Origin of the sequence: Rhodococcus sp. BE178 (genome assembly GCF_050433545.1) — a bacterium.
In the GTDB taxonomy this organism is placed as follows: Bacteria; Actinomycetota; Actinomycetes; order Mycobacteriales; family Mycobacteriaceae; genus Prescottella.
This window is the reverse complement of the sequence record NZ_JBNPXA010000003.1, coordinates 152,193-167,599: the sequence shown is the minus strand read 5'-3', so window position 1 is coordinate 167,599 and position 15,407 is coordinate 152,193. Positions and strand designations below refer to the sequence as shown.

The window sequence follows — 15,407 nt, the reverse complement described above, 5'->3', positions numbered from 1 at the left end:
GAAATGACCCAGTTCGATCGCGCCGAACTCGACGAGATGGTCCAGCGATGGATCGAGGAGAACAAGCGCTGCGAGGCCAACGGCGATTGGAAGCCGTTGGCGCAGATGTACACCGAGGATGCCACCTACGGCTGGAACTACGGCCCGCAACAGGATTTCATGGCCGTCGGCCGTGACGAGATAGAGGAACTGGCGCTGGGGCAGGAGATGCTCGGACTCGAGGGGTGGCAGTACCCGTACCAGCAGTTCGTGATCGACGACCGCACCGGTGACGTCATCGGACTGTGGAAGCAGATCGCGGATCGGACCCGCGACGACGGCAGCCACTACCAGGTTCACGGCATCGGCGGCAGCTGGTTCCGCTACGGTGGCGACTTCCAGTGGGCGTGGCAGCGGGACTTCTTCGACTTCGGCAATGTGTCGGCACTGTTCGTCGAGATGATCACGAACAACGCGCTGTCCGAGGGCATGTCCGCGCGGATCCAGCGGTCGGTCTCGGGGGAGAAGCTGCCGGGGTGGTTCCCTGCCGGCCAGTCACCGGTGGAGCTGTGGTGAGCGAGACCCGCCGCCGATCGTCGTTCGAGGCACTGTCCCGCGCGGACCTGGCGGTGCTGGTGCCCGAGCTGCTGCTGTGCGGGCAGCTGATCGACCGCTCCGGGATGGCGCACCTGATCGTCGCGTTCGGGCGAGAGGGAATGACCGAGGTCGCCATCGAGGAGTGGCAGGCGTCGAGCCCCTGGTACACCCGGCGGATGCAGCGCGCCCTGAACTACGAGGGCGACAGCGTCGAGACCATCTTCAAGGGCCTGCAGCTCGACATCGGGGCGCCGCCGCAGTTCATGGACTTCCGGTTCCGCGTCGACGACCACGACCACGGCGAGTTCTGGCTCGACCATTGCGGTGCGCTCATGGACGTCGAACCGATGGGCGACGCCTTCGTCACCGCGATGTGCCACGACATCGAGGATCCGACCTTCGACGCGACGGCGCTCGCGACCAACGTCCACGCGCAGGTGCGGCCCATCCACCGTCCACCGCGCGTGCCCGCCGACCGGCATCCGCACTGCGCGTGGACCGTCACGATCGATCCGTCGCATGTGCCACCGGTCGTTCAGCCGCACACCGAGGCCATCGGCCGGACGGCCGCCGTCGCGACGGAGCTGACCCCCATCGACGCCGGCGACGACGGCCGGGCCGACTACGCGGGTCCGCTGCTGTCGGACGTGCGGTTCGTCGACTTCTCCCGGTCCGCGCTGGCGCGGATCGCGGAAGAGGTGTGCCTGCAGCACCACCTGCTCGCGCTCGGCTTCCTCATCGGGGTCCGCAAGCGCACCGATGAGGAGACCGCGCGGACCATCACCCGCAAGCAACTCACCGGCATCGCCGGTCTGGCGGCCGAGCGAATCCGGGACGCGCTGGGGCTGCCCGACGACCTGGAGGGTCTCGCCGCGGTGCTGTCGGTGCATCCGCTGTTCGCGCCGGAACAGTACGTCGACAGCGAGATCCGGTTCGACGACGGGCGCCTGCTCATCACACTCGGGCGGCAGGGCCGCGCCGACGCCGACGGGGCGTGGCCGACGCTGATCGACGGCGACCACCTCGAGCCGCTGCAGGCCTTGGTGCGGGGCGTCAACGCGCGCTTCACCGCGCACGTCGTGTCCGAGGACGGCGATGCGCTGGTCGTCGACATCCGGACCGAGGACGGTCCGACGAAGGAATGCAGCGAGGTGGCCATCACCCGTTTCAGCACCGGGGCGGACTTCGCTTTCGCGGACAGAGGTATCCCATTGCCGCTCACCGTCGTGTGAGCGAACTTCATCGGAAGGACGTCCCGCGTGGCCTTCAACCTTGCCGACCTGTTCGAGCACGCCGTCGACGCGATGCCGGACCGGATCGCGCTCATCAGCGGCGATCGTGAGCTCACCTACCGCGAACTGGACCAGCGTGCCAACCGGCTGGCCCATCACCTGCTGGCCGAGGGGTTCGGGGCCGGTTCCCACATCGGCATCCACCTCCACAACTCGTTGGAGACAATGGAGTCGCTGATCGCGGTGTTCAAGATTCGCGCGGTGCCGGTCAATATCAACTACCGCTACACCCGCGACGAACTTGCGTACGTGTACGACAACGCCGATCTGGAGGCGGTGATCCACCACCGGGTGTACGCGCCACGGATCGAGGAGGTCCTGCCGACGCTGCCGAGGATTCGGCACTCCATCGTCGTCGAGGACGACCAGGGTGGGCTCGGGTTGCACTGTCGCGGTGTGGAGTACGAGCGTGCACTCGACGGACGATCCGCGGAGCGCGACTTCGACGAGCGCCGCAGCGACGACCTGTTCCTGATGTACACCGGAGGGACCACGGGACGGCCGAAGGGCGTCGTGTGGCACCACGAGGACATCTGGCGGGTACTCGGCGGCGGGATCGACTTCTACAGCGGTGAACCGGTCGTCGACGAGTATCAGCAGTCCCGGGTCGGAACGGCCGGAGAGCCGATGCGCTGGTTCGCGCTGCCGCCGTTGATCCACGCGGCCGCGATGATGCCCACGTTCACCGCGATGTTCACCGGCAACACGGTGGTTCTTGATCCCAAGTTCGACGCCCATCGGACGTGGAAACTCTTGGAACAGTGCAACGTTCAGGTTCTCATCATCACCGGTGACGCGATCGGGCGCCCGCTCATCGAAGCGTTCGCCGAATCGACGGCCGACGTCTCCAGTCTCGCGGTGGTGGCATCGGGCGCAGCGCTCTTCTCGCCGACGATCAAGACGGCCTTCCTCGACACCTTCCCGAACCTCTTGGTCTCCGACTCCGTCGGATCGTCCGAAACAGGTTTCGGCGGTATCGGATTCGCGTCGAAGGACGGTCCGGACAGTGGTGGTCCCCGGGTGCAGCCTGGTCGGGCCTCCTTCGTTGTCGACGACAAGGGCGATCGCGTCGCACCCGGGTCCCCGGCCGACGGGTGGCTGGCCAAGGGCGGCCACGTACCTGTCGGCTACTACAAGGACCCGGAGAAGAGCGCCGAGATCTTCCGTGTCATCGACGGCGAACGGGTGGTCGTTACAGGTGACCGCGCCAAGGTCGAGGTCGATGGCTCGATAACCCTGCTGGGCAGGGGAAGCATGGTCATCAACACTGGCGGGGAGAAGGTCTTCGCGGAGGAGGTCGAGAGCGTCGTCAAGGCCCATCCGGACGTGTACGACGCCATCGTGATCGGGGTGCCCGACGAACGCTGGGGCCACCGTGTGGCCGCGGTGGTGCAGGCCCGGGACGGTGGTGCCATCGATTTCGGCGACGTGGAACGGCACGCGCGCGATCGTTTGGCCGGCTACAAGATTCCGCGCTCGATCTGGGTTGCCGACCGCGTCGAGCGCACACCTAGTGGGAAACCGGACTACCGGTGGGCGAAGACGTACACCGATGCCGCGGAACCCGATCACCGGATCTGAGCGGTACCGGGGCGCAGCAACTTTGCCGATGCGGTGAGGTGACACGCTCGTTCCCAAGGTGAGTTGCGGGGTGAATTCAGCACCCCGCTCACCCCGGTCTCCGGAGCGAAAATGCCAGATCGGTGGGTGGATTGCGCCGCGTCGGGCATCGCTGCAACTGGACGAATGACAAGGTGCGGTGAAGATTTCGTAATCGATACCTGTTCGAGATGTTATCGTCGTTGCGCCTGTATGCATGTGGCCGGGGGAAAGTTGCTATCCGTTCGATCGGGGGATCGAACGGATTCGTGGGGGGCGTCGTTCGTCATTTCTGTCGTCATGCGGTTGGGCTGACTGTCTTTGCATTTGCTGTGCATGCCGATCAGGAGGTCGTAAAACGATGTCTACCCATAGGGGCAGAAACATCCGCACGCTGAAGATGAAGAGTCGCATCATGATCGCCGCAACGGCGGTCGGTGCCTTGACGATCGGAACGCCCGCCGTCGGTCAGGCAGATCCGGCGCCGGGCAACGGCGTCGGAAGCAGCGCCAATGGGGGCGCGAACGGAGGGCTGGCGGGTCTCGGCAGCAGCGCGGGCGGAAACGGCCAGGCCGGACTCGGCAGCAGTGCCGGACCAGGTGGCGCCAACGGCGGCGTGAACGCCGGGAGCGCGGGCAACCTCGACCTCAACGGTCTCACCCAGTTGGTGCTGGGCAGCCTCGGTAACGCCGGCGGCGGCAGCTCCGGCGGCGGTGAACTGGGAATCGGCAGCCTCGAGGACGCCGTGCAACTCGTGACCGAACTCGCGGCCGGCAGCCTCGGCAACGTAGACGGCGGCAGTGTCGGCGACACCGGCAGCGCCGGCGGTAGTGCCGAGAGCGGCAGTACTGACCTGAATCTGGGCAGCCTGGCCGACCCGGGTGCGGGTAGCGATTCCGGCAGCACCGACACGGGCAGCGATGCCGGCAGCGTGGACGGTGGCAGCGCGGATGTGAATCTCGGCAGTCTGGGCGACCTGGCGCTCGGTAGCCTCGCGGCCCCGTTGGGGAGCTTGGCGACGGGCAGCGAGGGTGAGGCGGGGCTGGATCTGGGTAGCCTGGCCGATCTCGGTTCGGGCAGCGATTCCGGTAGTGCTGATTCGAGTAGCTCGGGCAGTGGCGATGTCGATCTGGGTAGCTTGACCGACCTTGTGCTCGGCAGCCTCGGGTCCGGCAGTGACAGTGGCGCCGGCCTCGATCTAGGCAGCCTGAGTGACCTGGCGCTCGGTAGCCTTGCGCTCCCGTTGGGGAGCTTGGCGGCGGGCAGCCAGGGTGAGGCGGGGCTGGATCTCGGTAGCCTGGCCGATCTCGGTTCGGGTAGCGATTCGGGCAGCGCGGATTCGGGAAGTGCTGGTGGTAGCGCGGGCAGTGGTAGCACCGATCTGGATCTCGGCAGCTTGGCCGACCTGGCCGCGGGCTCTACCGATTCCGGTAGTGCAGGCGGGCTTGATCTGGGCAGCCTGGGCGAGCTGGCGCTCGGCAGTCTTGCGCTGCCGTTGGGTAGCTTGGCGGCCCCGTTGGGGAGCTTGGCGGCGGGCAGCGAGGGTGAGGCGGGGCTGGATCTCGGTAGCCTGGCCGATCTCGGTGCGGGCAGCGCCGATTCCGGCAGTACCGATTCCGGCAGCGCGGATTCGGGTAGTTCGGGGAGCGGCGACCTCGATCTCGGCAGTCTGGCCGAGTTTGCGCTCGGCAGCCTCGGGTCGGGTAGTGACAGTGGCGGCTCGGGCAGCGGTAGTGCCGGTCTGGATCTGGGCAGTCTGGGCGAGCTGGCATTGGGAAGCCTGGCGCTTCCGTTCGGTAGCCTGGCGCTTCCGGTCGTGGGTAGTGCGGCGGCTCTGGGGAGCACGGGCGACTCCGGAAGCGCAGGAGGTATCGATACCGGTAGTGCGGGGTCCGGAAGTGATTCCGGTAGTGCCGATTCCGGTAGCTCGGGGAGCAGCGATCTCGATCTGGGTAGCCTGGCCGAACTTGCGCTGGGCAGCCTTGGTTCGGGTAGTGACAGTGGCAGCGCGGGAAGTGGTAGCGCCGATCTTGATCTGGGCAGTCTGACTGATCTGGGTGCCGGTAGTGCCGATTCCGGTAGCTCGGGGAGTGGCAGCGCGGGAAGTGGTAGTGCCGATCTGGATCTGGGTAGCTTGGCCGAGCTTGCGCTCGGTAGCCTTGGTTCGGGTAGTGACAGCGGCAGCGCGGGCAGCGGTAGTGCCGGTCTGGATCTGGGCAGTCTGACCGACCTGGGTGCCGGGAGTGCCGATTCCGGTAGTGCGGGCGGGCTGGATCTGGGCAGCCTGGGTGAGCTGGCGCTGGGAAGCCTTGTGCTTCCGTTCGGGAGCTTGGCTCTTCCGGTTGTGGGTAGTGCGGCGGCTCTGGGGAGCACGGGCGACTCGGGCAGCGCGGGCGGTATCGATTCCGGTAGTGCGGGGTCCGGAAGTGATTCCGGTAGTGTCGATTCCGGCAGTTCTGATTCCGGTAGCTCGGGTGGCATCTCGGGGAGTGGCGATATCGACCTCGGCAGCCTCACCGACCTCGCGCTGGGCAGCCTCGACCTGGGTAGCGCGGACGGCGGCAGCGCCGGCGGCAGCGCGGCACCGGACAGCGGCAGCGAGGGCGGATCGGGTAGCGCCGGCGACGCCGGTAGCTCGACGCTCGGCGGTGCAGGACTGGGCAGTGCGGCACTCGGCAGCGCAGTGCCCGTGCTCGGCAGTGCGGCGATCGGTGGCTTGACCCTCGGCAGCGCGCTCGCCGGCGGAGCGACCATCGGGAGCGTGGCACTCGGCAGTGCCCTCGCGGGCGGTGCAACCCTCGGTAGCGGCGGTGCCGCCGGAACCGGAAGCGGTGAAGGCTCCGCACGGGGCGAGGCCGCCGACAGTAACATTCAGGACATCGTCCTTCGCGCCACGGCGCCCGGTGATAGCTTTGCTGCGCAAGGCATCAGCGCGCCGACCGCTCAGACCGAAGTCGGTGCGGCTCGTACCGGTGGCCAGGTCTCGGCTGTGCCGGTCGGTGGCGTCGAAGCCGGCGACAAGGGGCTCGCCGACGACGCGCCGGCGCGCGGAGCGCTCCTCGGCACCGCCCTGCTGCTTGCCGCGGCGGCCGGCACAACGGTGGCCGCCGGACGGCATCGTCGCAAGTCGTAGGAGGGTCGCAGTTTCATGACCGACAGATCGACAGGCCGTTGCCCGCGCTCGCGGCGCAACGGCCTGTCGGCGGCTGTCGCAGCCTGCGCCACAGCAGCACTCGTTCTCGCCGGATGCGCAAGCATCGAACCAGGGAACGAGCAAGTGTCGGCGACAACGCAATCGACGACCACACCGGCAACCGGCGCGGGCGCCAACCTGGCCGACCCCTCGGCCCTGCATCCCGTGAGCATCTCGATTCCGGCAATCGGCGTCACGTCGGATCTCATGATGCTCGGCCTCGAACCCGACGGTGCGCTCGAAGTGCCCCCCGGAGGGCATCCCGCGGGATGGTATTCCGGCTCACCGGTTCCCGGCGAGATCGGCCCGGCCATCGTTGCCGGGCATGTGGATTGGGAGGGCGATCCCGGCGTCTTCTATCGACTCCACGAACTCACGCCAGGCGACGAGGTCACCGCCACCCGAAGCGACGGCGTCACCGCCGTGTTCCGGGTGGCGAGTGTCGAGCGTTTCGCGAAGGCCTCGTTCCCGACGAGCAGGGTGTACGGAGACCTCGACCATCCCGGCCTCAGACTGATCACGTGCGGGGGAGAGTTCGACGACTCCGTTCGCAGCTACCGCGACAACACCGTGGTATTCGCAGATCTCATCGACCAGCGTGACTCGATCTCGGATGCCCGTTGACGCCTCCGGCTACCCGATCATGCGGATGTGCGCCGGCCCCAGCGGAAGTAGGACAGCGGGCCGATGAAGTTCACCGCGATGATCGCGGCCCACTTGCCCTTGCTGCCGTTGACCTGCTCGGGGTCGCGCGTGGCAAGATCCGTCCACGCGGTAGCAGCGAGACTCAACTGCACCGAGCCCAGCACGAGTATCACCGCACGCCGGCGCGGGCTCAGTTCGGCCCATCGTTTCTTCGCCATGTCGCTCTCCTCTTCCTTCGCGTCGATCGAACGTACCCAGGTCCTTCCTACCCGATTCCACGTTTCCGACACGACGGCGTTCGACGCGCAGAAAGGACGGTCGGTCGGTAGCGTGTCGCGTGCGAGATCTCGGCCGTCCGGAGGCCCGAGCGAAACGGGAAGTGGCGGGGTGTGTCAATGGCGGATCTGGTGCTCTTCGGCGACGTTGTGACCATGGACGACGCGAAGCCGCGGGCCTCAGCCGTCGCCGTCGAGAACGGCCGTATCGTGGCCGTCGGTTCGGACGCGGAGGTCGCCCCGCACATCGGACCGGGCACCATCGTCCACGATCTGGGCGCCGCGTGCATCATGCCCGGATTCATCGAGGCGCACGGCCACCCGTTGAACGAGGCGGTGGTGCTGGGTGAGCCCGTCGTCGACATCCGGCCGGTGACGATCCCGGACGCAGCCGGAGTGCTGGCCGCCATCGAACAGGCCGTCGCCTCCGGTGGTCCGGAAGGCGCTCTTCTCAACGGTTGGGATCCTCTGCTGCAGAAGGGATTGTCCGATCCCACGCTGCAGTGGATGAACGAGATGTCGCCCGACGCACCTCTGGTGATCCTGCACAACTCGGGGCACGCCGCCTACTTCAATTCCGCCGCCGCCGTCGCCGCCGGTATCACCCGCGACACCCCGGATCCGGAGGGCGCGCGCTTCGGCCGCGACGAATCCGGGGACCTGGACGGCGTCGCCTACGAGATGGCGGCCGTGCTCGCGATCGCCAGTCCCCAACTGCTGTCGAACGCGGACCGCTTCCCGCAGCTCCTGGCCGCGGAGTGCGCCCGGATGAACGCCGCCGGTGTGACCACGGTGAGTGAGATGGCGTTCGACCCCGCTATGCGTCCGGCGCTGGAGGCCGCGGCCGAGGCAGGCGTGCTCACCACGCGGCTGCGGCTGTACGAGACGTCCGGTCCGCGACGGTCCTCCGACGTCGCCCCGGGCGCCGGCAACGACATGGTCCGGCAGGTGGGCATCAAGATCTGGTCCGACGGGTCCCCGTGGATCGGCAACATCGCGCTCAGCTTCCCGTATCTCGACACACCGGCCACCCGGGCGCTCGGTATGGCGTGCAGCCACGGCCACGCGAACTACACGAAGGACCAGATCGTCGAGATCAGCACGCCCTATTACGAGCAGGGGTGGCAGATCGCCTGCCACTCGCACGGCGATGAAGCGATCACGATGGTGCTCGACGCGTGGGAAGAGATGCTGGGCGACAATCCCCGCCCCGACCACCGTCTGCGGCTCGAACACGTCGGAGCCATGCGGCCCGATCAGTTCCGTCGGGCTGCCCGGCTGGGGGTCACGTGCAGCCTGTTCGTGGACCACCTGTACTACTGGGGCGACGTCCTGGTCGACGACCTGTTCGGTAGTGACCACGGAGCACATTGGGCCGCAGCCGGTTCGGCGGTCGCGGCCGGTCATCGGATCTCGTTCCACAACGACGGTCCGGTCACCCCCACCAACCCGATCCGGAACATCGCGGACGCGGTCACGCGGCGCTCCCGCAGCGGCCACGTGCTCGCCCCCGAGGAGCGCATCCCGGTCGGTGCGGCTCTGCGGGCGCAGACGATCGACGCCGCGTGGCAGCTGTTCAGCGACGAGAGCATCGGATCACTGACGCCCGGTGCGCACGCGGACATCGTCGTCTTGTCGGCGAACCCGCTCACGGTGGATCCCGACGCGTTGGCCGACCTCGAGGTGCGGGCCACGGTCTTCGCGGGAAAGACGGTGCACGGCAGCCTCGGCTGATCAGTTCGGGCGGATCCGTGCGGTCGCCTTGATCTCGACGAGGATGCCCGGCTTGCCGAGCGCGGCCGCACCGATGGCGGTCCAGGCCGGCCGCGCGGCACCCTGGAATCGGGCCTTGGCGGCCATGAACTCCACCACGTGGTGGGGGTAGTCGACGTGGAAACTCGTCAGCTCCACGAGGTCGAGCGGAGACGCGCCGTGCTTCGCGAGCAGGGCCCCGAGTGTCGCGAACGCCAGGTCGTACTGGCGTTCCGGGTCCGCGGGCGGGGTGCCGTCCGAGTCCAGACCCACCTGGCCGGAGCAGAACAGCAGATCTCCGCTGAGCACGGCATCCGAGTAGCCGTACTCCTCTTCCCAATCCGTACCTGACGACATCGACACTCCTCGACTGTTCGGGGACGACGTACGCCGCCCGGGACGATGATGTCCCGGGCGACGGGGAGGGTGGGACATCTTCCCGCCCAGTGGGATTCGTCAGGCCACGAGGTGTTTAGGACGCCAGCACGCCGATCACCGACATCGCGCCGAGCACGCCCAACTGCTGGCGGAGGCGGTGCAGGCCGCCGCCACCGAACTGTTCGCCGAGCAGGGTTTCGCCGCGCTGCAGGTGCTGATAGACGGCCGGCCGGAGTGGTGTTCCGCTGGATGGGAAGCCCCGCGCGCCCACCGGCCGCACCCCTCGACAATGACCGGGGTCACACCGAATCGCGGTAGCGACTCGGGTCACATCAGATTCGGGTCACATCAGATTCGGGTCACATCAGTCGAGAGGGGCGAACGTGGGCGTTGCGGGTTTCGATGAGGAATTCGACGTGGTCGTTGTCGGATCGGGTGCGGCGGGTTCGGCCGCGGCGCTCGGTGCACACCACGCGGGAGCGAGCGTTCTGGTCGTCGAGAAGTGCGACGAGGCCACCGCGGGCGGCAACACGCGAGTCTCCGGCGGCGGCTGGTGGGTCAACCGCGACCCCGAGCGGGCGCGCGCCTTCCTGAACTCGCTGAGCGGCGCGTTCCCGGTGGCCGACGACGTCGTGGCGGCGTGGGCGTCGGAGACCGCCGAGAACTCGCGGTGGCTCGAGGAACTCGGCGCCGACGTCGCGCTGAGCCCGGACTACCACACGGAGCCGGAGTATCTCGAGCTCGACGGCAGCGACTGCTACGCCGGCATGGACACCGTCGCCGGGCGGATGGGCAATTCGCTGCTCTACGACTTCCTGCGCGGTGCGCTCGACGAGCGCGGCATCGAGACCCGTTTCGGGACACCGGCAGTCGAGCTGATCACCGATGGCGGCGTCGTCGTGGGCGTCGAGGTCGAGGGTGTCGAGGGGCGGCGCCGGATCGGTGCGCGCGGCGGGGTGGTGCTGGCGACCGGCGGATTCCAGGCCAATGCCGCGATGGTCCGCGACTACCTGCGGGTCGAGGACCACGTGCTGTGGGGCTCGCCCGCGTCGACCGGCGACGGCCACCGCATGGCGCAGTCGGTCGGTGCCGATCTGTGGCACATGGGCAACATGATGACCATCACCGGTGTGCGCGGCGACGACGAGTTCGGCCACTACCTCGCGCTGTGGAACGCGCACAACTACCTGTGGGTGTCCGAGGACGGCCGCCGCTTCGTCGACGAGGCTGCCGATCCCAAGCACGGCCACATCCTCCGGAACGGCGCCTACGAACTGTTCCCGCTGCGGCCCTTCCACCTGATCTTCGACGAGCAGATGCGCACCGCCGGCCCGCTCAGTCCCACACCCGACGTGCTGCCGGTCGGGTGGAACCTGCTCATGACCGAGAATCGGTGGAGTCTGGACAACAGCGACGAGATCGAGAAGGGCTGGATCCGGCGTGCGGACTCGATCGCCGAGCTCGCCGAGCTGGTCGGACTGGACGCCGCGACGCTCGAAGCCACCGTCGAGCAGTACAACGCGGCGTGCGCCGCCGGCTCCGACGACCACTTCGGCCGCGACCCGGAGAAGCTCGGCGCCGTGTCGCAGGCGCCGTTCTACGTCCTCGACGTCACCCCGCTGCTCGGATGGAGCAACGGCGGACCGCGGCGCGACGGCCGCGCTCGCGTGGTCGACACCCGCGGTGTCGCCATCGACGGCCTGTACGCGGCCGGGGAGATGAGCTCGACCTACAGCTGGACCAAGGACGGCGGCTTCCACGTCGCCGACGCGCTCGCATTCGGTCGGGTGGCCGGACGCGACGCCGCGGCCCGGGCCTGACCAGTCCCGGTGGTTCCGCCACACGGGCGGAACCACCGGATTCGGGGCGGCGCGCAACACCGGATAACATCCAGGTCGGCTGGCCGATCCGGTGTCGAGCGGCCTCCGACGGACGGTGCGATGGGAGCGGGTGTGCAGGTGCAGGAGCCACAGCGTGGGGATGTCGCCGGTCAGGAGGCTCTGATTGCACAGCTCCCGCCGTACACCGAGCTGCTGTGGCCCACCCTCCAGGCGTTGATCGCGCTGGGCGGGTCGGCATCCAACAACGAACTCGACAGCGCCGTCGTCGAGCGGGAGGGCTGGTCGCCGGAGCTGCAGGGGGTGCTCCACGGCGACGGGCCCGGAACCGAGGTCGAGTACCGATTGGCTTGGGCGCGTACGTATCTCAAGGGTATGGGCCTGTTGGCGAACAGTCGTCGTGCCGTGTGGAGTGTGACGAAGCGGGGGCGCGAGGCGACCGAACCCGAGTTGCGCCCGCTGTTGGCGGCCTTCACCGCCGACAAGCGGCGTCAGCGCCTGAACCGCAAGGCCAACACACCTGGTGCGCAGGCTCTTCCGCTGTCGGACACGGAGGCGGAGTCCGAGTCGACGGCGGACACGTCGTACGGCGACGCCGCCGATGCGGTCGCGTGGAAGTCGACTCTGCTGGACTCGCTCCTGCGGATGTCATCGACCGCCTTCGAACGCCTCACGCAGCGCCTGCTCCGCGAGGCGGGCTTCTCGAGTGCCACCATCACCGGGCGCACCGCCGACGGCGGCATCGACGGGATCGGAATGTGCCAGATCTCGTTGCTGAGCTTCCCGGTCGCGTTCCAGTGCAAGCGGGTCAGTGGCAGCGTCGGGGCCGGCGCCGTCCGGGATCTCCGAGGCGCCATGGCCGGCCGCGGAGAGAAGGGCCTGCTGATCACGACGGGCACCTTCACGAGCGAGGCCCGCGCCGAATCACGTCGCGACGGCGCACCCCCGATCGACCTGATCGACGGGGACCGGTTGTGTGCACTGCTCAAGGAGCATTCGCTCGGCGTGAAGACCACGACCCGGGTCGTCGAGGACGTGTCCGTGCGTGCCGACTTCTTCGCCGGCCTCGAGTCGGACTAGGGGACGAAGTCACCGATGTGACTGACGAAACCAGAGTGACTGTGGTGAAATAGGCGTCGAATCCCACAGGGCCCGCGGCGAATACGCCACGGATGCCCAGTCAGAGCGATGCCGGAATCCGCCGGTGATGCGAGGTTTGCAGTGCAGGTTTCCAGACGAGAACTATTCAAGATTGCCGCGGCCGGCACCGCGGCAGCGGGCATCGCGGCCGTCGCCGGCCCCGCGATCGCGAACGCGGGCCCGGCGACACTGATCGACTACTCCGCCGGCGTCCCGTCGCCCGTCGGTATCCGCCTGGCCGGGCACGTCGGCGCCATCCGGTACGTCTCGGACCGCCGCCCCGACGCCGCGTGGATGCTCGGCAAGCCGATGCAGTTCGGCGAGGCCGCCGCGATGGCTGCGGTCGGCCTGCAGATCGTCTCGTGCTACCAGTTCGGCAAGGGGGCGACGTCGGACTGGCGGGGCGGATACGACGCCGGTGTGCGTCACGCCCGCCGCGGCGTCGAATTGCATCGCGCCGCAGGCGGGCCGGAGAACTGCCCGATCTACGCCTCCATCGACGACAACCCGTCCGCCTGGGAGTTCGACAACCTCATCGCCCCCTATCTGCGCGGGTGGGAGAACGTCATGGGCCACCGCAACGTCGGCGTCTACGCGAATTCGCCGACGATCGACCGCTGCCTGCGTGCCGGTGTCGGCGCATGGTTCTGGCAGCACAACTGGGGTTCGCCGACCGGCTTCGTCCATCCGGCGGCACACATGCACCAGTTCGAGATCGACAAGCGCCAGATCGAGGGGATCGGCATCGACCTCAACTCGATCCTCAAGCCCGATTACGGACAGTGGTCGCTTCGTAAGCCGCTCTTCCTGTCCTGATTGCACTCCCCGGCACGGAGGTCAGCCGACCTGTGTCGTCGCCGACGCGGTGTCCGATTCGTGCACCGTCCCCGCGTAGCGCCGGGTGAATGATGTGCCGTCGTCGGTCGTGACGGTGACGTCGTAGCGGCCCTCCACGATGGGCCAGCGGACGCTCGCGCGGCCATCCGGTCCGACCTCGCAGACGCGCGATTCCCCGCCGAATTCCCGCGGTGCGATCGTGAAGGACAGCGTCGTCGCACCGTGGTTTGCCAGCTCGAGCTCTACCCACGCGTCCGCGGGGCTGCTGTGCAGCGCCGCCCTGACGTGGGGTGCGGCCCCGTCGTCGGTCTTGGGTAGGACGCCCGCGAAGTGGCACAGGAATCCATCGGCTCCGTAGACGGTGAAGTCGTAGCGACCTGCCGTGCGGACAGCGTTCCACTCGTAGACCGCCGTGCCCTGCGGCGCGACCGTGAACGGAGTCCCGGCGAATGGCCGGTACGCGTTGGGGAACACCGTGTAGTGGAACGCCACGCTCCCAGCGTTCGTCAGCGCGGCGCGAACCCGGCCGGTGGCGCTATCCACCACGATGTCGGCCCAGGGCCGGTAGGGCAGCGGCCGCTGTGGACGGGCCCCCGGCTCCTGAGTCGGCATGACCTGGGCGCCCGGGGCGGGCAGCGGCACCGGGGGCAGGTCCACCGCCGCATCGGCCGCCGCCATCAGCGCCCTCGTATCCGGTAAGTCCGGGATCGAGTAGTCGGGATTGCCGAAGTCGAAGCAACTCGTCAGGTCACCGCACACCGCTCGCCGCCACGCACTGATATTGGGCTCGCGCACACCGGTGACGAGTTCCAGGAAGCGCAGTACCGAGGTGTGGTCGAACACCTGGGAGTTCACCCATCCGCCGCGCGACCACGGGGAGACCACGAACAGCGGCACCCGGTTGCCCAGCCCGATCGGCTGCCCGTCGACGAATTCCTCCGGGGTCCCGGTGGGCGGGAAGGGCGGCACGACATGGTCGAAGTAGCCGTCGTTCTCGTCGTACATGACGAGAAACACGGTGTGCCGCCACACCTCGGGGTTGGCGAACAGCGATTGGAGGGCGGAGTCGACCCAGTGCGCACCGTACGCGGGGCTGGCGTTCGGGTGCTCGCAGAACAGGTACGGCGACACGAGCCACGACACCGTGGGCAGCGTCCCGTCCTTGCAGTGCGCGTCGAAGTCCGTCAGGTCCCACCTCGTCATCGCGTCGATGTATCGGGGATCGTCCTCGGCAAAAGCGTGGAACTGGGGGAAGTACTCGAGGGCGTTGTCCTCGTAGTTGCCGTCCCGCTCGTCCAGGCCGGGCGTGTGGTACACGCGCCAGGAGACGCCGGCGTCCGAGAGACGCTCGGCATACGTCGTCCAGTCGCACACCGGGCTCTCCGGCAGCGGCGTGTTGTCGATCCACGGCCCGGTCGTGCCGTCGCGACCCGGTCCCACCGTTCCGGTCCACAGGTAGAGGCGGTTGGGGCTGGTGGGGCCGGCCATCGAGCAGAAGTACGCGTCGCCGATCGTGAACGCGTCCGCAAGCGCGTACTGATAGGGGATGTCCTCCCGGGTGAGGTATCCCATGCTCTGCTCGCCCTTGGCCGAGGTCCAGCGGTTCATCGCACCCTGGTTGATCGCATCGTGACCGCTCTCCCAGTCGTGCGGCAGACCCTCCGCATTCTGGGCGTTGTACCGAGTGGAGTCCATCCGGAACGGCAGGAGCACACCACCGTCGCCCCGGGACAGCGTGGGCTGCCGGAAGACGCTGTCGCCGTTGGGAAAAGTCAGGGTCTGCCGGTCCTCGAACCCGCGGACGCCGCCGAGCGTGCCGAAGTAGTGGTCGAAACTGCGGTTCTCCTGCATCAGAATCACCACGTGGCGGATGTCGTCCATG

The 15,407-nt window shown here is 68.1% G+C and carries 13 protein-coding genes; 9 read left to right on the top strand and 4 right to left on the bottom strand.

Annotation, left to right across the window (positions count from 1 at the left end):
• The first annotated feature begins 3 nt into the window (after positions 1–3).
• The 5 genes from J2X34_RS07725 (at position 4) to J2X34_RS07705 (ending at position 7,284) form a co-directional block, all read left to right on the top strand.
• Entirely contained in the window at positions 4–555 is a 552-nt protein-coding gene (locus J2X34_RS07725) for a nuclear transport factor 2 family protein (protein WP_429516488.1), read from the top strand.
• A complete protein-coding gene (locus J2X34_RS07720; RefSeq protein ID WP_429516487.1) occupies positions 549–1,808 on the top strand; it encodes a hypothetical protein in 1,260 nt (419 codons plus the stop codon). Before J2X34_RS07725 ends, J2X34_RS07720 begins: the two co-directional genes overlap by 7 nt.
• Before the next feature lie 27 nt (positions 1,809–1,835).
• Positions 1,836–3,449, top strand: a complete 1,614-nt coding sequence (locus tag J2X34_RS07715) for an acyl-CoA synthetase (RefSeq protein WP_429516486.1) — start codon at positions 1,836–1,838, stop codon at positions 3,447–3,449.
• A 433-nt stretch (positions 3,450–3,882) separates the two neighbouring features.
• The gene (locus J2X34_RS07710; RefSeq protein WP_429516485.1) at positions 3,883–6,600 is read left to right on the top strand and encodes a hypothetical protein; all 2,718 of its coding nucleotides are present in this window, start codon (positions 3,883–3,885) and stop codon (positions 6,598–6,600) included.
• A 144-nt stretch (positions 6,601–6,744) separates the two neighbouring features.
• A complete protein-coding gene (locus J2X34_RS07705) occupies positions 6,745–7,284 on the top strand; it encodes a class F sortase (RefSeq protein ID WP_429516484.1) in 540 nt (179 codons plus the stop codon).
• Positions 7,285–7,301: 17 nt separating this feature from the next.
• Here the strand turns inward: J2X34_RS07705 and J2X34_RS07700 are convergent, their stop codons facing one another.
• Entirely contained in the window at positions 7,302–7,523 is a 222-nt protein-coding gene (locus tag J2X34_RS07700) for a PLDc N-terminal domain-containing protein (RefSeq protein ID WP_114718397.1), read from the bottom strand.
• A 177-nt stretch (positions 7,524–7,700) separates the two neighbouring features.
• On the opposite strand from J2X34_RS07700, the gene J2X34_RS07695 reads away from it, so the two are divergent.
• A complete protein-coding gene (locus J2X34_RS07695; protein ID WP_429516483.1) occupies positions 7,701–9,314 on the top strand; it encodes an amidohydrolase in 1,614 nt (537 codons plus the stop codon).
• Here J2X34_RS07695 and J2X34_RS07690 read toward each other — a convergent pair whose 3' ends face one another.
• Both J2X34_RS07690 and J2X34_RS07685 read right to left on the bottom strand, forming a co-directional pair.
• Complete coding sequence (locus J2X34_RS07690; protein WP_429516482.1) at positions 9,315–9,689, bottom strand: RidA family protein; 375 nt, start codon at positions 9,687–9,689, stop codon at positions 9,315–9,317.
• Between the two features lie 115 nt (positions 9,690–9,804).
• Positions 9,805–9,990: a hypothetical protein gene (locus J2X34_RS07685; RefSeq protein WP_429516481.1), complete on the bottom strand. Its 186-nt coding sequence runs from the start codon at positions 9,988–9,990 to the stop codon at positions 9,805–9,807.
• A 103-nt stretch (positions 9,991–10,093) separates the two neighbouring features.
• On the opposite strand from J2X34_RS07685, the gene J2X34_RS07680 reads away from it, so the two are divergent.
• From J2X34_RS07680 to J2X34_RS07670, 3 genes are all read left to right on the top strand, one after another.
• Positions 10,094–11,530: an FAD-dependent oxidoreductase gene (locus J2X34_RS07680; RefSeq protein WP_429516480.1), complete on the top strand. Its 1,437-nt coding sequence runs from the start codon at positions 10,094–10,096 to the stop codon at positions 11,528–11,530.
• 120 nt (positions 11,531–11,650) lie between these two features.
• A complete protein-coding gene (locus J2X34_RS07675) occupies positions 11,651–12,628 on the top strand; it encodes a restriction endonuclease (RefSeq protein WP_174909078.1) in 978 nt (325 codons plus the stop codon).
• A 108-nt stretch (positions 12,629–12,736) separates the two neighbouring features.
• The gene (locus tag J2X34_RS07670; RefSeq protein ID WP_114718401.1) at positions 12,737–13,504 is read left to right on the top strand and encodes a DUF1906 domain-containing protein; all 768 of its coding nucleotides are present in this window, start codon (positions 12,737–12,739) and stop codon (positions 13,502–13,504) included.
• 21 nt (positions 13,505–13,525) lie between these two features.
• Here J2X34_RS07670 and J2X34_RS07665 read toward each other — a convergent pair whose 3' ends face one another.
• Positions 13,526–15,406 (bottom strand): phosphocholine-specific phospholipase C, encoded by a 1,881-nt coding sequence (locus J2X34_RS07665; protein WP_429516479.1) that lies wholly within the window; start codon positions 15,404–15,406, stop codon positions 13,526–13,528.
• Position 15,407 lies beyond the last annotated feature (1 nt).

Coding starts and splice junctions, on each gene's coding strand:
- J2X34_RS07725 (WP_429516488.1), top strand. CDS start 4: ATGACCCAGTTCGATCGCGCCGAACTCGACGAGATGGTCCAGCGATGG.
- J2X34_RS07710 (WP_429516485.1), top strand. CDS start 3,883: ATGATCGCCGCAACGGCGGTCGGTGCCTTGACGATCGGAACGCCCGCC.
- J2X34_RS07700 (WP_114718397.1), bottom strand. CDS start 7,523: ATGGCGAAGAAACGATGGGCCGAACTGAGCCCGCGCCGGCGTGCGGTG.
- J2X34_RS07695 (WP_429516483.1), top strand. CDS start 7,701: ATGGCGGATCTGGTGCTCTTCGGCGACGTTGTGACCATGGACGACGCG.
- J2X34_RS07690 (WP_429516482.1), bottom strand. CDS start 9,689: ATGTCGTCAGGTACGGATTGGGAAGAGGAGTACGGCTACTCGGATGCC.
- J2X34_RS07675 (WP_174909078.1), top strand. CDS start 11,651: ATGGGAGCGGGTGTGCAGGTGCAGGAGCCACAGCGTGGGGATGTCGCC.
- J2X34_RS07670 (WP_114718401.1), top strand. CDS start 12,737: ATGCCGGAATCCGCCGGTGATGCGAGGTTTGCAGTGCAGGTTTCCAGA.
- J2X34_RS07665 (WP_429516479.1), bottom strand. CDS start 15,406: ATGGACGACATCCGCCACGTGGTGATTCTGATGCAGGAGAACCGCAGT.